General features: G+C 61.7%; 15 protein-coding genes. 11 read left to right on the forward strand and 4 right to left on the reverse strand.

Translation table 11 applies throughout. From position 1 onward, the window contains the following. Positions 1-25 precede the first annotated feature (25 nt). The 6 genes from AC2FNB_RS02515 (at position 26) to AC2FNB_RS02540 (ending at position 4,639) form a co-directional block, all read left to right on the forward strand. On the forward strand, positions 26-1,342 hold the full coding sequence (locus AC2FNB_RS02515; protein ID WP_496744267.1) for an alpha/beta hydrolase: 1,317 nt from the start codon (positions 26-28) through the stop codon (positions 1,340-1,342). Beyond that, on the forward strand, positions 1,342-1,812 hold the full coding sequence (locus AC2FNB_RS02520; RefSeq protein ID WP_496744268.1) for an MOSC domain-containing protein: 471 nt from the start codon (positions 1,342-1,344) through the stop codon (positions 1,810-1,812). The genes AC2FNB_RS02515 and AC2FNB_RS02520 overlap by 1 nt, the downstream gene beginning before the upstream one ends. 35 nt (positions 1,813-1,847) lie before the next feature. Beyond that, on the forward strand, positions 1,848-2,459 hold the full coding sequence (locus AC2FNB_RS02525) for a nicotinate-nucleotide adenylyltransferase (RefSeq protein ID WP_496744270.1): 612 nt from the start codon (positions 1,848-1,850) through the stop codon (positions 2,457-2,459). Positions 2,460-2,700: 241 nt separating this feature from the next. Further along, a complete protein-coding gene (locus AC2FNB_RS02530; RefSeq protein WP_496744272.1) occupies positions 2,701-3,348 on the forward strand; it encodes a TVP38/TMEM64 family protein in 648 nt (215 codons plus the stop codon). Further along, complete coding sequence (locus AC2FNB_RS02535) at positions 3,345-3,908, forward strand: hypothetical protein (protein WP_496744273.1); 564 nt, start codon at positions 3,345-3,347, stop codon at positions 3,906-3,908. The genes AC2FNB_RS02530 and AC2FNB_RS02535 overlap by 4 nt, the downstream gene beginning before the upstream one ends. Positions 3,909-3,973: 65 nt before the next feature. After that, positions 3,974-4,639 (forward strand): DUF6629 family protein, encoded by a 666-nt coding sequence (locus AC2FNB_RS02540; RefSeq protein WP_496744275.1) that lies wholly within the window; start codon positions 3,974-3,976, stop codon positions 4,637-4,639. 1 nt (position 4,640) lies between these two features. On the opposite strand, the gene AC2FNB_RS02545 is transcribed toward AC2FNB_RS02540, so the two are convergent. Then, complete coding sequence (locus AC2FNB_RS02545) at positions 4,641-5,534, reverse strand: AraC family transcriptional regulator (RefSeq protein ID WP_496744277.1); 894 nt, start codon at positions 5,532-5,534, stop codon at positions 4,641-4,643. A gap of 162 nt (positions 5,535-5,696) precedes the next feature. On the opposite strand from AC2FNB_RS02545, the gene AC2FNB_RS02550 reads away from it, so the two are divergent. From AC2FNB_RS02550 to AC2FNB_RS02570, 5 genes are all read left to right on the forward strand, one after another. Continuing rightward, a complete protein-coding gene (locus AC2FNB_RS02550; RefSeq protein WP_496744278.1) occupies positions 5,697-6,512 on the forward strand; it encodes an SDR family oxidoreductase in 816 nt (271 codons plus the stop codon). Positions 6,513-6,536: 24 nt separating this feature from the next. Further along, a complete protein-coding gene (locus AC2FNB_RS02555) occupies positions 6,537-7,376 on the forward strand; it encodes an SDR family NAD(P)-dependent oxidoreductase (protein WP_496744280.1) in 840 nt (279 codons plus the stop codon). 128 nt (positions 7,377-7,504) lie between these two features. After that, the gene (gene gpmI, locus AC2FNB_RS02560) at positions 7,505-9,022 is read left to right on the forward strand and encodes a 2,3-bisphosphoglycerate-independent phosphoglycerate mutase (RefSeq protein WP_480748448.1); all 1,518 of its coding nucleotides are present in this window, start codon (positions 7,505-7,507) and stop codon (positions 9,020-9,022) included. Further along, positions 9,019-10,152: a murein hydrolase activator EnvC family protein gene (locus AC2FNB_RS02565; protein WP_480748449.1), complete on the forward strand. Its 1,134-nt coding sequence runs from the start codon at positions 9,019-9,021 to the stop codon at positions 10,150-10,152. The genes gpmI and AC2FNB_RS02565 overlap by 4 nt, the downstream gene beginning before the upstream one ends. A 6-nt stretch (positions 10,153-10,158) precedes the next feature. Then, positions 10,159-11,493: a S41 family peptidase gene (locus AC2FNB_RS02570; protein ID WP_496744282.1), complete on the forward strand. Its 1,335-nt coding sequence runs from the start codon at positions 10,159-10,161 to the stop codon at positions 11,491-11,493. Positions 11,494-11,546: 53 nt separating this feature from the next. Here the strand turns inward: AC2FNB_RS02570 and AC2FNB_RS02575 are convergent, their stop codons facing one another. The 3 genes from AC2FNB_RS02575 to AC2FNB_RS02585 form a co-directional block, all read right to left on the reverse strand. Then, positions 11,547-13,178, reverse strand: a complete 1,632-nt coding sequence (locus AC2FNB_RS02575) for a hypothetical protein (RefSeq protein ID WP_496744284.1) — start codon at positions 13,176-13,178, stop codon at positions 11,547-11,549. Positions 13,179-13,572: 394 nt separating this feature from the next. Beyond that, positions 13,573-13,932, reverse strand: coding sequence for a hypothetical protein (locus AC2FNB_RS02580; RefSeq protein WP_480748452.1), 360 nt, complete (start codon positions 13,930-13,932; stop codon positions 13,573-13,575). Positions 13,933-13,944: 12 nt separating this feature from the next. Beyond that, positions 13,945-14,706 carry a DUF6478 family protein gene (locus AC2FNB_RS02585; protein WP_480748453.1) on the reverse strand — a complete coding sequence of 254 codons (762 nt, stop codon included), beginning with the start codon at positions 14,704-14,706 and terminating at the stop codon, positions 13,945-13,947. Positions 14,707-14,719 lie beyond the last annotated feature (13 nt).

Here is a 14,719-nt window from a genome sequence, read left to right on the forward strand (position 1 = left end):
TTCGGGGCAAAGGAGGCATCGGATCATGCGGAATCGTTCAACTGCCGGATTGCTTGGGCTGTTTGGCCTTGCCTGTCTGGTCCTCGCGGGATGCACCTCGCGCACGGATCGGTTGGCGAAGGTTCCCAATGTCTATGCCGAGGGTCGCAATTATCAGGCCGACAGGGTTCCGCCCGTCTATCGCAGCGTGACGCCGCAGGTTCTGTATGCCACCGACCGGTCGCAGGATCTGAAAGAGAATGGCGAGGTAGTGTATCTGTCAGAGCGTTCGGATTCGATGTCATACGGCACGGCGACGGTCGCCTTCAGCGGCGTCGACAGCTGGAACGCGCTGCTGGCGCAGACCCAGGCGGGCAGCACGCAGCGCCCGGCCCGGCTGAATGTGGCGTCATTTGCCGACCACATCCGCTTTTCCAAGACGCCGCTGGTATCGGAACGACGCGACGGGCGGTTGCAGACCGAGGCGGGCGCCAGGCGGACCTATGAGCTTTATGCCGATCAGTTCCGCACCGCCATCGCCGAACAGACACGGCAAAGCGGGACGGGCAACATCCTGATCTACGTGCACGGGTTCAACAACGAATTCGACGACGCGCTGACGACGCTGACCAATATCTGGCACTATTCCGGGCGGCAGTCGATCCCGCTGGCATTTTCCTGGCCTGCCGGAAACCCGGGCCTGTTCAAGTATTTCAAAGACCGCGAATCGAGCGAGTTTTCAGTCTATCATTTCAAGGAATTGCTGGATCTGCTGGCCTCGGTGCCCGAGGTCGACCAGATCGATATCGTGGCGCATTCGCGGGGCACGGACGTGGTGACGTCGGCGTTGCGCGAACTGGTCATCCGCGAGCGGGGACGGGGCAACAAGCCCAAGCTGACCATGAAGACCGGCACCCTGATTTTGGCCGCGCCCGATCTGGATGTGGGCACGGTGCGCCAGCGGCTGATCAGCGAGCGGTTTTCCGAGGCCTTCGAGCAGGTCAACGTCTATATCAACCCCAGGGACAAGGCGCTGGCCTATGCTTCGGTGCTGACGCAGGAGGCACGGTTCGGTCGACTGGATGCGTCGGATTTCGCGCCGGGCGAGCTTGCGGCGCTGCAAAAGGTGGGGCTGATCCACTTCATCCGGGTCGAAGGTGCGGGCGGCAATGGGCATTCCTATTTCCGCGACAATCCGGGTGTGATGTCGGATATCGCGCTGGCGCTGCGGACCCGGGCCTTTCCCGGCGGCACGCTGCGGCCGCTGGAGCAGGATCAGGACACGATCTGGCGGTTGCACAGCAGCTATCCGCTGGACCGCCTGCCGGACCTGAGCTTTATTCCGGTGGGAGGAGAGCGGTAATGGCTGAATTGGCCGAACTGATCGCGGGTTGGGCACAGCCCGGACAGGTGCGCTGGATCGGCGTGCGGCCCGAGCGGCGCGCCCCGATGCGCGCCCTGGAGGCGGTTCAGGTCGGCCCGGAAGGGTTGCAGGGTGACCGCGCGCGGGCGGGCAAGCGGGCGGTGACGCTGATCCAGGCCGAGCATCTGGCGCCGATTGGGGCGTATCTTGGAAAAGGGTCAGTGGCGCCGGATATCCTGCGGCGCAACCTTGTCGTTTCCGGAATAAACCTGTCCGCCCTCAAGGGGCGTGACGTGCGGGTGGGTGAGGCGGTTCTGCGCCTCGGCGTGATCTGCGCGCCGTGCAGCCGGATGGAAGAGGCGCTGGGCAAGGGAGGCTATTCGGCGGTGCGCGGGCATGGCGGCTGGTGTGCCGAAGTGCTGCGGTCGGGGCTGATCCGGCTGGGCGACGACGTCAGTCCAGTCGATTGACAAGCGTCGCCAGTTCTGAACAACAGCGAAGAATGATGAGGCACTCCATACCCTTCGCGCGCCCCGGACAGGTGGTCGGCCTGCTGGGCGGTTCGTTCGACCCGCCGCACCAGGGCCATGTCCACATCACCCGCGAGGCGATGAAGGCGTTCGGGCTGGACCGCGTGTGGTGGCTGGTGTCGCCGGGAAACCTGCTCAAGGAACGTGGTCCCGCGCCGCTAGACCAGCGCATGGCGGCGGCGCGTGCGCTGATGCGCCATCCGCGCGTCGAAATCACCGATATCGAGGCCAGAATCGGCACGCGGGCAACAGCGGACACGTTGGCGGCGCTCAGGGTGCTTTATCCGGGGGTGCGGTTTGTCTGGCTGATGGGGGCCGACAATCTGGCGCAACTGCATAAATGGCGCAACTGGCGGTCGATCATGGAAACCGTGCCCGTGGGTGTCGTCGCGCGCCCGGGGGATCGCATTGCAGCGCGGATGTCGCCGGCGGCACGCGCGTTCGGGCGATATCGGATCGACGGGCAGGCCCGCCATCTGCTGGGGCGCTCCGACGCGCCCGCGTGGTGTTTTGCCGATGTGCCGATGCTGCATGTCAGCTCGACGCAACTCCGCCAGCGCGGGGCATGGGTGCGGGCAATCGAATAGAGCGCCTTTGGCGCGCTCTTTTGGTTTTTTGTTGAGGGACGCTGTCCCTTAAGCTCCCTGGGGTATTTGCAGCCAGAAAGAAGCATATGCGCGGCCTTGCGTCCTTGCCGGGTTGCGCCACAAGGCGCCTGCCGCCCAAAAACCGCGTTCATACCTTCGCGAGGACGAAGGGAAATCAATAGGATATTCCCGGTGCGGTCCCTTATACTGGGTCTCGAACTGGCCGAGGACCCGACCAACCATGACCACAACCGCCCGCCTGATCCTCTGTGCCGGGGTGCTGGCCGTTCTTGTGGCCGGAACATGGGTGGCCTATGCCTATGGCGAGTATTTCGCCACGCCCGGACAGATGGCGGCCTATCTGCGCGGCTACGGGATGTGGGCGCCCGCGATGGTGATCGGGCTGATGATCCTGCACAGTTTCGTGCCGTTCCCGGCTGAAATCCTGGCCATCTGCGCCGGGGCGATATTCGGTACGCTGACCGGAGCGGCGCTGATCTGGTGCGGCGCCATGCCGGGGGCGCTGGTGGCCTTTGGCCTTGCCCGCTGGCTGGGCCGCGATGTCGTGCGGGGCTGGCTCAGCCAGTCGCAGGCGCGGCGGCTGGATGACTGGACCCTTACGCAGGGCGCCTTCACGCTGCTGGTCCTGAGATTCCTGCCGGTGGTCGCGTTCAACCTGATCAACTATGCCGCCGGTCTGACCCGCGTGCCGCTCTGGACATTCGTCTGGACAACTGCCGTTGGCATCATACCAATCACGCTGTTGTCGACCTGGCTGGGCGCGCATATGCGACAACTCGACTGGACGACGCTGCTGGTGTTCTCGGGGGTGGGGATCGTTGCCGTGGTCGGCCTGCACCGGCTGATCAGGGCGCGGGGGTGGGGATGAGTGCGACGCCCCCCGATGCCGAAGACCTCAAAGCCATGGTGTCGCTGTCGCGGCAAAGGCCGGTCAGCTATGGCTTTTGCCTGGGCAGCTCGGTGGAAACCAGCGTTCTGGTCATGCATCGCGACCGCGCGCCGGATGTCATGGGGCGGGTGGCGCGGCAACTGGGCGAGACCCCGAAAGTGGCATTCGGCACGGCGTCGATGCGGGGTCGGGTGATGACGCTCAGCTGCGACAACCGCCCGCCGCCCCGGCTGGCCCGCCGGATCAAGCGGTTCCTGCACGACCAGGGGCTGAAGCTCAAGGTCGTGCTGCAGGACCGGCCTGCAGCGCCCCAGACAAGCGCCGCTTCCGAACCTCTGGCCGATACCCGCTGGACCCGGCTCAGGGCGCGTGCCGGGCAGTTGGTCGCGGCCAGATCGCAAAAGGACCCGCAGGCAGCGGCGCGGCTTGATGCGGCGCTGGATATCGTTGACGGCAAATGGCGGTCGGGCGACCGCAAGGGCGCGGCCAAGGCCCTGCGCCATGTCGTCAGGGCCATAGCCGCGCGTGCGGAAAAGTAACGGCCCGGCAAAAACACATGCCACCGGGTGGCGCATCGGCGCGAACATAGTAAGTTTCCCGCACCATGTGTTTTTCCGCCCAGGCCAGCTTTGTCGCTGGCGCCGCCCTGATATCGTGCAGCTATTTCACCACCGCCGCCGCGCGCCGGGCCGGGCGGCGTTACCTCGCGCTGGCCACCTTGCCGCTGTTCTTCGGCATCCAGCAGCTGGCCGAAGGGTTCCTGTGGCTTTCGCTTGACGGCGCCACGGCCTTGCCCCTGCGGCCCGAGATGGTCTTTCTGTTCTTCGCCTACTGGTTCTGGCCGTTCTGGGTGCCGCTTTCCTCGGCGCTGATCGAACCGGGCCCGGCGCGGAGAAAGCTGTTCTCGTGGATCGCCGTGGCCGGGTTCATTCTGGGGATGTTGCTGTTCCTGCCGGTTCTTTATCATCCGGAACGGCTTGAAATCGTGCTGGTGCATCATTCCATCCGCTACGAAAACCCTCACATGTTTCCCACCGAGATGCTCAAGGTTGCGGTTCGGGTCGTCTATGCGATCATCATCGTCGTGCCCCTGATCGGCTCCGGCCACCGGCAGCTTCGCATCTTCGGCTGGCTGATCGCGGCCTCTGTCGCGATCGGTTTTCTGTTCGCCTCCTACGCCTTCACCTCGATCTGGTGTTTCATGGCGGCGATCCTGTCGGCCTATGTCTTTTGGATGATGCGCCGGATGCCACCGCAGCGCGGCATCTGAGCTATCCCGCCAACAGGGCCGATGCAGATTTTTCGACGCTCGGCGGCAGACCGAATTTGCGGGAATACTCCCGGCTGAACTGGGTGGGGCTTTCATACCCTACCTCGAACGCCGTTGATGCAACCGAATGGCCCCCCGACATCAACAGCCGTCGCGCCTCCAGCAGGCGCAGCTCTTTCTGGTACTGCAACGGTGTTGTCGAGGTCACCGCCTTGAAATGTTCATGAAAGGCCGAGGCGCTCATCCCCGATTCAGCGGCCAGATCGGCAACCGGGATCGGCTGGCGGAAATCACTGCGGATCAGCGCGATGGCTCTGGAAATCCGGCTGGCCGGGCTTTCGTGCCGCAGCAGCTGGCGCAACATGCCGCCGTGACGCGCGCGCAGCAGCCGGAAATGGATCTCCTTCAGCACCAAAGGGCCAAGCGCGCGGGCCTCCACCGGGTCGCACGACAGCCGGAACAGCCGCGCCACCGCGCCGATCAGGGCCGCATCACTGGCCGCCGCATCCAGAGAATGCAGATGGCCCTCGGGTTCAGCCACTCCGCCGATCTCGTCATACAGGCTGCGCGCCAGCGCCAGATCCAGCCGCAGGGCAAGCGCGGTATAGGGGGCATCGGGGCTGGCCTGAATGACCGCCGCGTCCACCGGCACCGCGTGGCTGACGATCAGTGTGTCGCCCGCACCATAGCGCACGACCCGCCCGCCCATATGCGCCTCTTTCGCACCCTGCAGTACCAGACACATGATGGGATCATAAAACGCCGCCGAACAGGCGGTCTTTTCCAGGTTGCCAATGGCGTACAGCCCCTTGACGCCCGTCTCGCACCCGGATCCCAACGCATCCCGCGCCCTGACATAGCTGAAAACCTCGCTGACCAGATCTTTGGGTATCATCGGAACAGCCCTCCTGCCTTTGAAACATAGACCGGATGGCGTGGGCAATGAACACTAAATCCCAAAGCTTCGGAGGATCAGGCAGATCATTCGGAGGATCGGGCAAGGCCGATCCCGATCCGGTTGATAGGTATGGATCACATCCAACAGAAAGAGGTCCCAATGCCACAGACCATACTCATCACCGGCGCATCTTCGGGCATCGGCAAGGCCACGGCCCGGCTTTTCCTGTCACAGGGTTGGAACGTGATCGCCACCATGCGCAATTCCGGCGACGGTGGCGAATTCGAAGCGGCTGAGAATGCTCTGGTTGCGGCGCTGGACGTCACCAAACCCGACACGATCGCATCTGCCGTTGAACAGGGGATTGCGAAATTCGGCAGGATCGACGCGCTGTTGAACAACGCGGGTTACGGCGCCTATGGCCCGCTCGAGGCGTTTTCGATGGCGCAGGTCCAGCGGCAGTTCGACACCAACGTGATCGGCCTGATTGCCGTGACCAAGGAAATGCTGCCCCACTTCCGCACCGAAAAATCCGGCACCATCGTCAACATCTCTTCCATCGGTGGGCAGATGACCTTTCCGCTTGGCACTTTGTATCACGGCACCAAATTCGCGGTAGAGGGCCTGTCCGAGGCGCTTCATTACGAGCTTGAAGCATTTGGCGTTAAGGTAAAGATCGTTGAACCCGGTATGATCAAAACCGATTTCGGGGGGCGGTCTTTCGAATTCGTGATGGATGAAACTATGCCTGAATATTTGCCGACCGTCTCTGGCATGCAGGCCGCGATGGGATTTTATGCGGCGTCGCCTTCCGAACCCGAGGTTGTGGCCGGGGTGATCTGGAACGCGGTGACCGACGGCAGCGACCGCCTGCGCTATCGCGCCGGTGCCGATGCCGAGACGCTGCTGGATGCGCGCAAGGCGCAGGATGACGAAACCTTTATCGGCACCATGAAACAGAACATGCGGGGATAGACCCAAACAATCGGAGGACGTGACATGTATACTCAAGCGATCGAACGGGGCGGTCTGGCCGTCGTGACCGGCGGTGCCAGCGGTGTCGGTCTGGCGGCGGCGGAACGCTTTGCCCAGGCAGGGCTGGGGGTGGTTCTGGCCGATCTGCCCGGCGAGGCGCTGGACGCCGCCACCGCCCGGATCACCAAGCTGGCCCGCGACGGCGTCACCGTGATGGCCGTACCCACCGATGTCAGCGATGCAACATCCGTCGCGGCGCTGGCCGAGGCCTCCTATGCCGCGGGCGAGGTTGCGGTGCTGATGAACAACGCCGGCATTGCCCGCCCCAGCACCAGCTGGACCAACCCCGAAGCGTGGCGGCAGATGCTTGAGGTCAACCTGTTCGGTGTGATCAACGGCGTGCAGTCTTTCCTGCCCCGCATGGTCGCCGCCGAGCGACCCGCCGTGGTGATCAACACCGGCTCCAAACAGGGGATCACCACGCCACCCGGCAGCCCGGCCTACAATGTCTCCAAGGCGGGGGTGAAGGTTCTGACCGAGATGCTGGCCCATGACCTGCGACAGGCCAAAGCCCCGATCTCGGCGCATCTCTTTGTGCCCGGTTTCACCTATACCGGCATGATCGCCCGCCACATGCCGGAAAAACCGGCCGCGGCCTGGACCTCGGAACAGACCGTGGATCACCTGATCGCCCGCATGTCGGCGGGGGATTTCTATATCCTCTGCCCCGACAATGACGTCACCCCGGAACGCGACAGGAAACGGGTCGCCTGGGCCTTGGGGGATATCCTGGAAAACCGGCCCGCGCTGTCGCGCTGGCATCCAGAATTTGCCGAGGCTTTTGCCAGACACGAACAATCCTGAGGCGCGTGGATTGTACATTTCGGACAATGGCCCCTGAAATCACGGTACAAACTGCTACAAAAAAGCAGGTTCACCCTTGGGCGGGCACACGATAGAAGACCGCCAAGAGCAGTTTCCGGAGACCCGCCATGCCCGTGCCCAAGCCTGTTGTCCTGTGCATTCTCGACGGCTGGGGTCTGTCTGACGACGCGCGTTCGAACGCTCCGGTTCTGGCGCATACCCCCACCTTCGACGCCATCATGTCGCAAGGCCCGCACGCGCGGCTGATCACCCACGGCCCGGATGTGGGATTGCCCACCGGACAGATGGGCAATTCCGAGGTCGGCCACACCAATATCGGCGCCGGGCGGGTGGTGGCGATGGATCTCGGCCAGATTGATCTGGCTATTGAGGACGGGTCGTTTTTCGAGACCGAAACGTTGCGTGATTTCATTGCAAAAACAAAGACTTCTGGCGGTGTTGCGCATTTGATGGGACTGGTCTCGGACGGCGGGGTGCATGGCCATGTGAACCACATTGTCGCTGCCGCGCAGGCGATCACGCGGGCTGGTGTTCCGGTGGCGCTTCACGCGATCACCGACGGACGCGACGTGGCACCGAAATCCGCCTTCGGCTATATCGCCGAGCTGGAAGAGCGCCTGCCCGAGGGAGCTGGCATCGTTACCGTCTGTGGCCGCTATTTCGCCATGGACCGCGACAACCGCTGGGAGCGCGTGGCCGAGGCGTACGAGGCCATCGTCAACGGCAAGGGCCGCCCGGTCAGCACCGCCCATTCCGCAATCGATCACGCCTATAACCAATCGGAAACAGACGAATTCATCGCCCCCACGGTCCTTTCCGGATACCATGGAATCAAGGACGGAGACGCCGTTTTCTGCCTTAATTTCAGGGCCGACAGGGCGCGCGAAATCCTGCGCGCCATTGGCGAGCCGGGCTTTGCCGAGTTTGAAACCGGCCCGCGCCCCAAGTTGGCGGCGCTGCTGGGCATGGTCGAATACTCCGACCGTCACAACGCCTATATGACCACGGTTTTCCCAAAACGCGATATCGTCAACACGCTGGGGGAATGGGTGGCCAAGCAGGGCTTGCGTCAGTTTCGTCTTGCCGAAACCGAGAAATACCCGCATGTGACGTTCTTCCTCAATGGCGGCAAGGAGGAGCCTGAGGCGGGCGAAGATCGCCATATGCCCCAATCGCCCAAGGTTGCGACATATGACCTGCAACCAGAGATGAGCGCGCCCGAGGTGACAGAGAAGTTCGTCGAGGCGATCGAAGCGGGGTATGACCTGATCGTCACCAACTATGCCAACCCGGACATGGTCGGGCACACCGGCGATCTGCAAGCCGCGATCAAGGCCTGCGAGGCGGTGGACCAGGGTCTGGCCAGGGTTGTGGCCGCACTGGAAAAGGCGGGGGGCGCGATGATCGTGACCGCCGATCACGGCAATTGCGAAACCATGACCGATCCGGTTACCGGCGGGCCGCACACGGCGCATACTCTGAACCCGGTCCCGGTCGCCCTGGTGGGTGGACCAGCCGGGGCAACCCTGCGCGAAGGGCGTTTGTCTGACCTGGCGCCGACGATCCTTGACCTGATGGGGTTGCCCAAACCGCCCGAAATGACGGGCGAGAGCCTGCTGAAATGAAATTCCATGCGGCTCTTTTGGCTGCTTTGATATGGTCCGGTGCGGCCAATGCCCAAAGCGATGCCGCCAGCGCGGCGCGCACGGCGGCTGCGATGCTGGAGCAGGCCACAATCTCTCTTGATGAGGCCGAAAGCGCGCGCGACCGCGTGCGGGCACTGACAACGACCATTCAGGCGTTTGAGGCAGGTTTGGCGGCGATGCGCGACGGTCTGCGCAAGGCAGCGACCCGCGAGGCGCAATTGGCTGCTGAATTGCGGTCGCGAGAAGACGAAATATCGGATCTTCTGGGTGTGCTGCAAACCATTGAAACCACACCGCCGCCGGTTCTGATGCTGCATCCGGTTGGGCCTTTGGGTGCGGCCCGGTCGGGCATGATGATGGCCGAGGTGGCACCTGCCCTGAATGCGCGAGCAGAAGACTTGCGACAGGATCTGACCGAGGTGCAGACCCTGCGCCAGCTACAGCAGAATGCAGCGGATACTCTTGCGGATGGATTGGCCGGTGTCCAAAAGGCGCGCGCCGAACTCAGCAAGGCGGTGGCGGACCGAACCGATCTGCCGCGCCGGTTTACCGAAGACCCTGTCAGGGCTGCGATCCTGATTTCCTCGACAGAAACGCTGGAAGGGTTTGCCAGCGGCCTGTCCGAAATCGCAGCGGGCGAGATCGCGGCGACCGACGCCGATATTTCAACGCAAAAGGGCGAATTGGAATTGCCGGTGCAGGGTGTCGTGTTGCGACGTGCCGGAGAGGCGGACGCCGCCGGAATCACCCGCAACGGCATGATCGTTGCAACACGGCCACGTGCGTTGGTGGTTTCTCCGACTGCGGCGACGATCCGGTATCGCGGTCCATTGCTGGACTTGGGAAACGTGGTCATTCTTGAGCCACAGCCGGATTTACTGTTCGTTTTCTCCGGGTTGCAGGAGGTCTTTGGCGCCCCCGGTCAGGTGGTTCCGGCGGGCAGCCCGGTCGGATTGATGGCGGGCACTACACCGGAAATCGGCGCTATTTTGTCAACAAGCGGTGATGGCACTGGAACTGACCGCCCAGAAACGCTCTATATAGAGGTGAGAGAAGGCAACAGCCCGGTGAACCCCGAGGCGTGGTTCCGAACGGACAAGGATGGATAGACGAGTATGAAAAAATTCGTGATGGCCGGTCTGGCCGGAACTATAGCGGGCGTGATCGCGACAACGCAGATTGCGGGTCCTCTGCTGGCGCAGGAAGCAAAGAACAACGCAACAGTTTACGAGCAACTTGATCTGTTCGGCGACATTTTTGAACGCATCCGCGCCCAGTACGTGGAAGAGGTCGAGGCGAATGAACTGATCGAAGCGGCCATTGACGGCATGCTGACATCGCTGGATCCGCATTCCAGCTATCTGTCGCCCGATGACGCGGAACAGATGCGGGTGCAGACGCGCGGCGAATTCGGCGGTCTGGGTATCGAAGTCACCCAGGAAGAGGGCTTTGTCAAAGTTGTCTCGCCGATCGACGGAACCCCGGCGGACGAGGCCGGGGTCGAGGCGGGCGATTTCATCACCCATGTCGACGGTGAAAGCGTTCTGGGCCTGACCCTGGACAAGGCAGTTGACCTGATGCGCGGGCCGGTCGGGTCCGAAATCGTGATCACCATCGTTCGCGAAGGCGAGGCCGAGCCGTTCGATGTCACGATCATCCGTGACACGATCAAGCTGACCGCCGTGCGCGCCCGCACCGAAGGCACCAGCGTGGTGCTGCGGGTGACGACCTTCAACGATCAGACTTATCCCAATCTCAAGGAAGGGCTGGACAAGCAGATCGAGGAAGCGGGCGGCGTCGACAAGATCAACGGCGTCGTGCTGGATCTGCGCAACAACCCCGGCGGGTTGCTGACGCAGGCGATCAAGGTGTCGGACGCGTTCCTGGAAGAAGGCGAGATCGTATCGACCCGTGGCCGTAACCCAGAAGATGGCGAGCGGTTCAACGCGACCGCCGGCGATCTGGCGCTGGGCAAGCCGGTCGTGGTGCTGATCAATGGCGGTTCGGCCTCGGCCTCGGAAATCGTGGCCGGTGCCTTGCAGGACCACCGTCGGGCGATTGTCGTGGGCACCAAGAGCTTTGGCAAGGGTTCGGTCCAGACGGTGATGCCGTTGCGTGGCGATGGCGCGATGCGCCTGACCACGGCGCGGTATTACACACCGTCGGGCCGCTCGATTCAGGCGCTGGGCGTCAGCCCGGATATTGTTGTCGAACAGCCACGCCGCCAGCCTGCGGAAGAGGCAGAGGAAGACAAGAAACCGCGCACCCGCTCCGAGGCTGACCTGCGCGGACGTCTGAACAATGACAGCCTTTCCGAGGACGAAGTCCGCCAGATCGAGGAAGATCGTGCAAAGGCGGAGGCAACCGCCGAACTGCGCGAGCAGGATTATCAATTGGCTTATGCAATAGACATTCTGAAAGGGCTGTCCGCCTTTGGTTCCGAGAACTGATAAAAAGGCAATTCTTGACAAGGGCCGCCATCGAGCGGCCCTTTTTGCTGCAATCAATGCGCCCCGCTGCCAACGGTCGACACCCGCTCGCTCCAACGGTTGATGATGCTGCGCAATAGCGCCAGAACCACTTCGATCGAAAACCCCGCAAGGAATGCCAGCGCCAAAAGCCCGATCGATTTGAACGGCACATAGATCATGTTGGCCACCTCGGGGGTGAAGAAATTGACCACGGCAACACCGGCAAGCGATCCCATCATCAAGCGCACGACCGAGCGGAAGAACTTGGGATCGGGATTGGTGCGGCTGAGCATGAACCCCAGCGTGTAAACCATGGCCCCCAACGCGCCGTATAGCGACGGCAGCCACCATTTGGACACCACGCGGTATTCCCGTTGCAATTGATACGTGTTGTCGATCTTGAACGATTTGCCCGAGCCCAGCCAATGGAACGGTGAAAGGGGTTCCTGCTTGCGGGCGCAGCGGATGAACTGGATCAGCTTGGTGCGCAACGTGATATCGAACAGGATCTCGGGATTTTGAAGCGAACTTGCAACGCGTCTTGACTCGGCGCCCTGCGTTGCCAGCATACCCGAAATACTGGCCAGTATCTTTTTCACCTCGTCCTCGCACTGATCCGGTCGGAGAGGTGCGGTGAAATCGATGCCGGACCCGGCATAGAACGAGGCAGGTTCGGCCTGCACCGCCTTTGCGGATCGGGATACGGACGCGCCGCGTTGACCAAGGTCGACCGTGTTCGAGACGCTTCTGAAAGTCTCTCTCATGACCGCGAAGTAGTCCAGAATGGCCTGTGGTGCGATTTCTCCGTTGGCGGAGACCTGTACGGATGCCGACGTGCCGCCTTGAAAATATGGCGTCGCGGTATTGGTTTGAGGGCAAAAGATCTTGAGCCACTGCGCGCGATACGCTCTTTGCGGACGCGGCGACGCGTTGCTTGGACCGGGTGAAACCGCGCCCTGTTCAAAACAGGTATAGTCAGCGACCCGGCCCAGTGTCTTTTGCAGAGGGTAGGTTTCCTGTTCCGCCCTTTGAACATCCAGCCGCAGCTTTTCGACCTTTTCCTCGAAGGCGAGGATCTTGTCGAAATAAGACGACCCCTCGCTCCAGCTTGAATTCCATTGGCTGTCATGGCTGCCATTGTTCTCCAAACGTCCGATCAGCCAGGCCAGATAGGTGCGTTCCAGTTCCACCAAATCCTGTTTTTCAATGGCCTGAATCTCGCTGATCAGCAATTCGGTGCGTTGCGCCCAGACCGTGTAAAACCCGGTAAGAACAAAAAGCACCAATGCGCCCACCGCGATAGTCAGATTGGTGAACCATTTCTTTGTTCCATGCAGGATGCGCGAGGGCAAAGGGATATCCCGGGCGCTTTGGCGGCTTTGAAACGGGTTCCATTCCCGCAGGTCCAGCAGGGTGACGGGATAGATGCTGCGGATCACGTTGTTGAATTCCGACCGCAGCGTCCGGTAGGCTTCGGAGTCGATTTCCAGCCCACCTTCTTTTTCGGCCCTGTGCGCGGCTTCGAGCGCCAGCAGGAACTTGTCGTCATTCAGGTATCCGCAGCAGGTGGCGTAATTTTCAACCCGCCTTGCATCCCTGAGAAATTCGCGGACGGCAGTACGTTCCGAGGATTCATATGGTCTTTGGGTATCCTGGTTCGCCATGACATTTCACCCCAGATAACCCGGATACCAGGCGCCGTTATACCAACACTCGCAATAAGCTCCTGGCGGGCCGGGATAATCAGCCCAGCACCAGAAATAGGCCGTGAAACAAATCTCACCGGGATTGTGTGGCGGCACCTGCGCAAACGCATGTCTCGGTTGCAGGGAAACCGAGAGCAGAATTCCGAAGAGCCAGACAATAAATATCTTCTTTAAGCTGATCATAATTAAGCCTGAGCTGAAAAAACTCAGACATTATATCATAAAATTTGATTTTCTGGGGAATATTTGGATGCACGTATAATCTGCTCCGAATTGCGAATTTACACGTGTTCCAGCATTTTGGCTCGATTGTCCTCGAGCCCCTGCGGTTTCAAACTTGCCGAAAGACGGATTACGCCTCTGTGCAATGGCGGCGAAATGCGCGTTTGAGCGTATCGAGTTCCGCCCTTAGCAACTCGATCTCGGCGCGCAGGTCATCTGCTGCCGGTTCTCCGGCAATCAGGGTGATATCGCCCAGTTTGGCGCCGGTCTCGGTGTCAAAGATGAGGATGCAATTCACGCCTTCGGTCACGGCCGCCGCCGGGACCGGTATTCGAACCGCCCATCCGGACCCGTCCTGTGTCACGGACACCCCATCGACGGGCTGGTCAAGATGCCGGACATCCAGACGCGGCGGTTCGGTAGCGCCGGTCACAAGGCCATCCCAGATCCCGTTTTCCAGGCGTAGTTTCGTCAGGGTCAACTGGCTCATGTCAGTCCTCGACTACAGATCGGCGCGGTGATGGCGGCACAGTGTCAGGTCGCGCAGAACGATCTGGTTCCATTCCGGATTCTGAATGATCAGGTCCAGCCAGATCTTTTCAACCCGTTTTTCGTTCATATCGGAATAGGCCAGATCGAATTCGGCGCTTGCTGCGCGCGTCTCGGTGGTCAGCTCTTGAGACACCTGCCCGGTATTCGGCCCATGTTGAACGTTGAGCCGAGCAATTATCCCGACCGGACGTTCTGCTTCGACAATCATATCCATGCGGATCATGTGAGCGCGCGTCAGCCCTTGCATGGCTTCGGGCGGCAGATCGATGGCCAATGCCAGAAACGACCCCTGAAACTCAAACACCTCCAGACAGACACCAAACGGCGCGAAATCCTCTTCATTCGTGTTGCGCAACTGGCGAAGGGTGATTTCGGAAAGCGGGCAGTCGTGGAACAGGGCGACATCGTCACCGATCTGTTCGCGTTTTGCCGCCGAGGATAGTCCCGGTTTGCGTATCGGGCCGCGCCACAGATTGGGTCGCCAGGCCCATTCTGTGCCGTGCGGTCGGGGAAAGTGATTGCTGCCCAGGCGCGGACGCGCCAGGCGTCCGTCCGCGACCTGGATAAGCTCGTCAAGGTTGCGGCGCAGGGCTCGGGCGCGGTTGCGCTGGCTGCGCAATTCAGTCAGATCGGCGCTCTTGGACCCGTTGGCAGCGGCCTGCCAGCGTTTCATCGCCTGTTTGTGCAAAATTCGGTCCAGCAACCTGTCCATCGCCTGTCCGTTG

This window comes from Ruegeria sp. BHSB058, assembly GCF_059613285.1.

What these genes read in the sequence shown, in the direction of transcription:
- AC2FNB_RS02520 (WP_496744268.1), top strand. Translation starts at nt 1,342, where the DNA reads ATGGCTGAATTGGCCGAACTGATCGCGGGTTGGGCACAGCCCGGACAG.
- AC2FNB_RS02585 (WP_480748453.1), bottom strand. Translation starts at nt 14,706, where the DNA reads ATGGACAGGTTGCTGGACCGAATTTTGCACAAACAGGCGATGAAACGC.
- AC2FNB_RS02535 (WP_496744273.1), top strand. Translation starts at nt 3,345, where the DNA reads ATGAGTGCGACGCCCCCCGATGCCGAAGACCTCAAAGCCATGGTGTCG.
- AC2FNB_RS02545 (WP_496744277.1), bottom strand. Translation starts at nt 5,534, where the DNA reads ATGATACCCAAAGATCTGGTCAGCGAGGTTTTCAGCTATGTCAGGGCG.
- AC2FNB_RS02565 (WP_480748449.1), top strand. Translation starts at nt 9,019, where the DNA reads ATGAAATTCCATGCGGCTCTTTTGGCTGCTTTGATATGGTCCGGTGCG.
- AC2FNB_RS02540 (WP_496744275.1), top strand. Translation starts at nt 3,974, where the DNA reads ATGTGTTTTTCCGCCCAGGCCAGCTTTGTCGCTGGCGCCGCCCTGATA.
- AC2FNB_RS02555 (WP_496744280.1), top strand. Translation starts at nt 6,537, where the DNA reads ATGTATACTCAAGCGATCGAACGGGGCGGTCTGGCCGTCGTGACCGGC.
- AC2FNB_RS02575 (WP_496744284.1), bottom strand. Translation starts at nt 13,178, where the DNA reads ATGGCGAACCAGGATACCCAAAGACCATATGAATCCTCGGAACGTACT.
- AC2FNB_RS02525 (WP_496744270.1), top strand. Translation starts at nt 1,848, where the DNA reads ATGAGGCACTCCATACCCTTCGCGCGCCCCGGACAGGTGGTCGGCCTG.
- AC2FNB_RS02530 (WP_496744272.1), top strand. Translation starts at nt 2,701, where the DNA reads ATGACCACAACCGCCCGCCTGATCCTCTGTGCCGGGGTGCTGGCCGTT.
- AC2FNB_RS02580 (WP_480748452.1), bottom strand. Translation starts at nt 13,932, where the DNA reads ATGAGCCAGTTGACCCTGACGAAACTACGCCTGGAAAACGGGATCTGG.
- AC2FNB_RS02550 (WP_496744278.1), top strand. Translation starts at nt 5,697, where the DNA reads ATGCCACAGACCATACTCATCACCGGCGCATCTTCGGGCATCGGCAAG.
- AC2FNB_RS02515 (WP_496744267.1), top strand. Translation starts at nt 26, where the DNA reads ATGCGGAATCGTTCAACTGCCGGATTGCTTGGGCTGTTTGGCCTTGCC.
- gpmI (WP_480748448.1), top strand. Translation starts at nt 7,505, where the DNA reads ATGCCCGTGCCCAAGCCTGTTGTCCTGTGCATTCTCGACGGCTGGGGT.
- AC2FNB_RS02570 (WP_496744282.1), top strand. Translation starts at nt 10,159, where the DNA reads ATGAAAAAATTCGTGATGGCCGGTCTGGCCGGAACTATAGCGGGCGTG.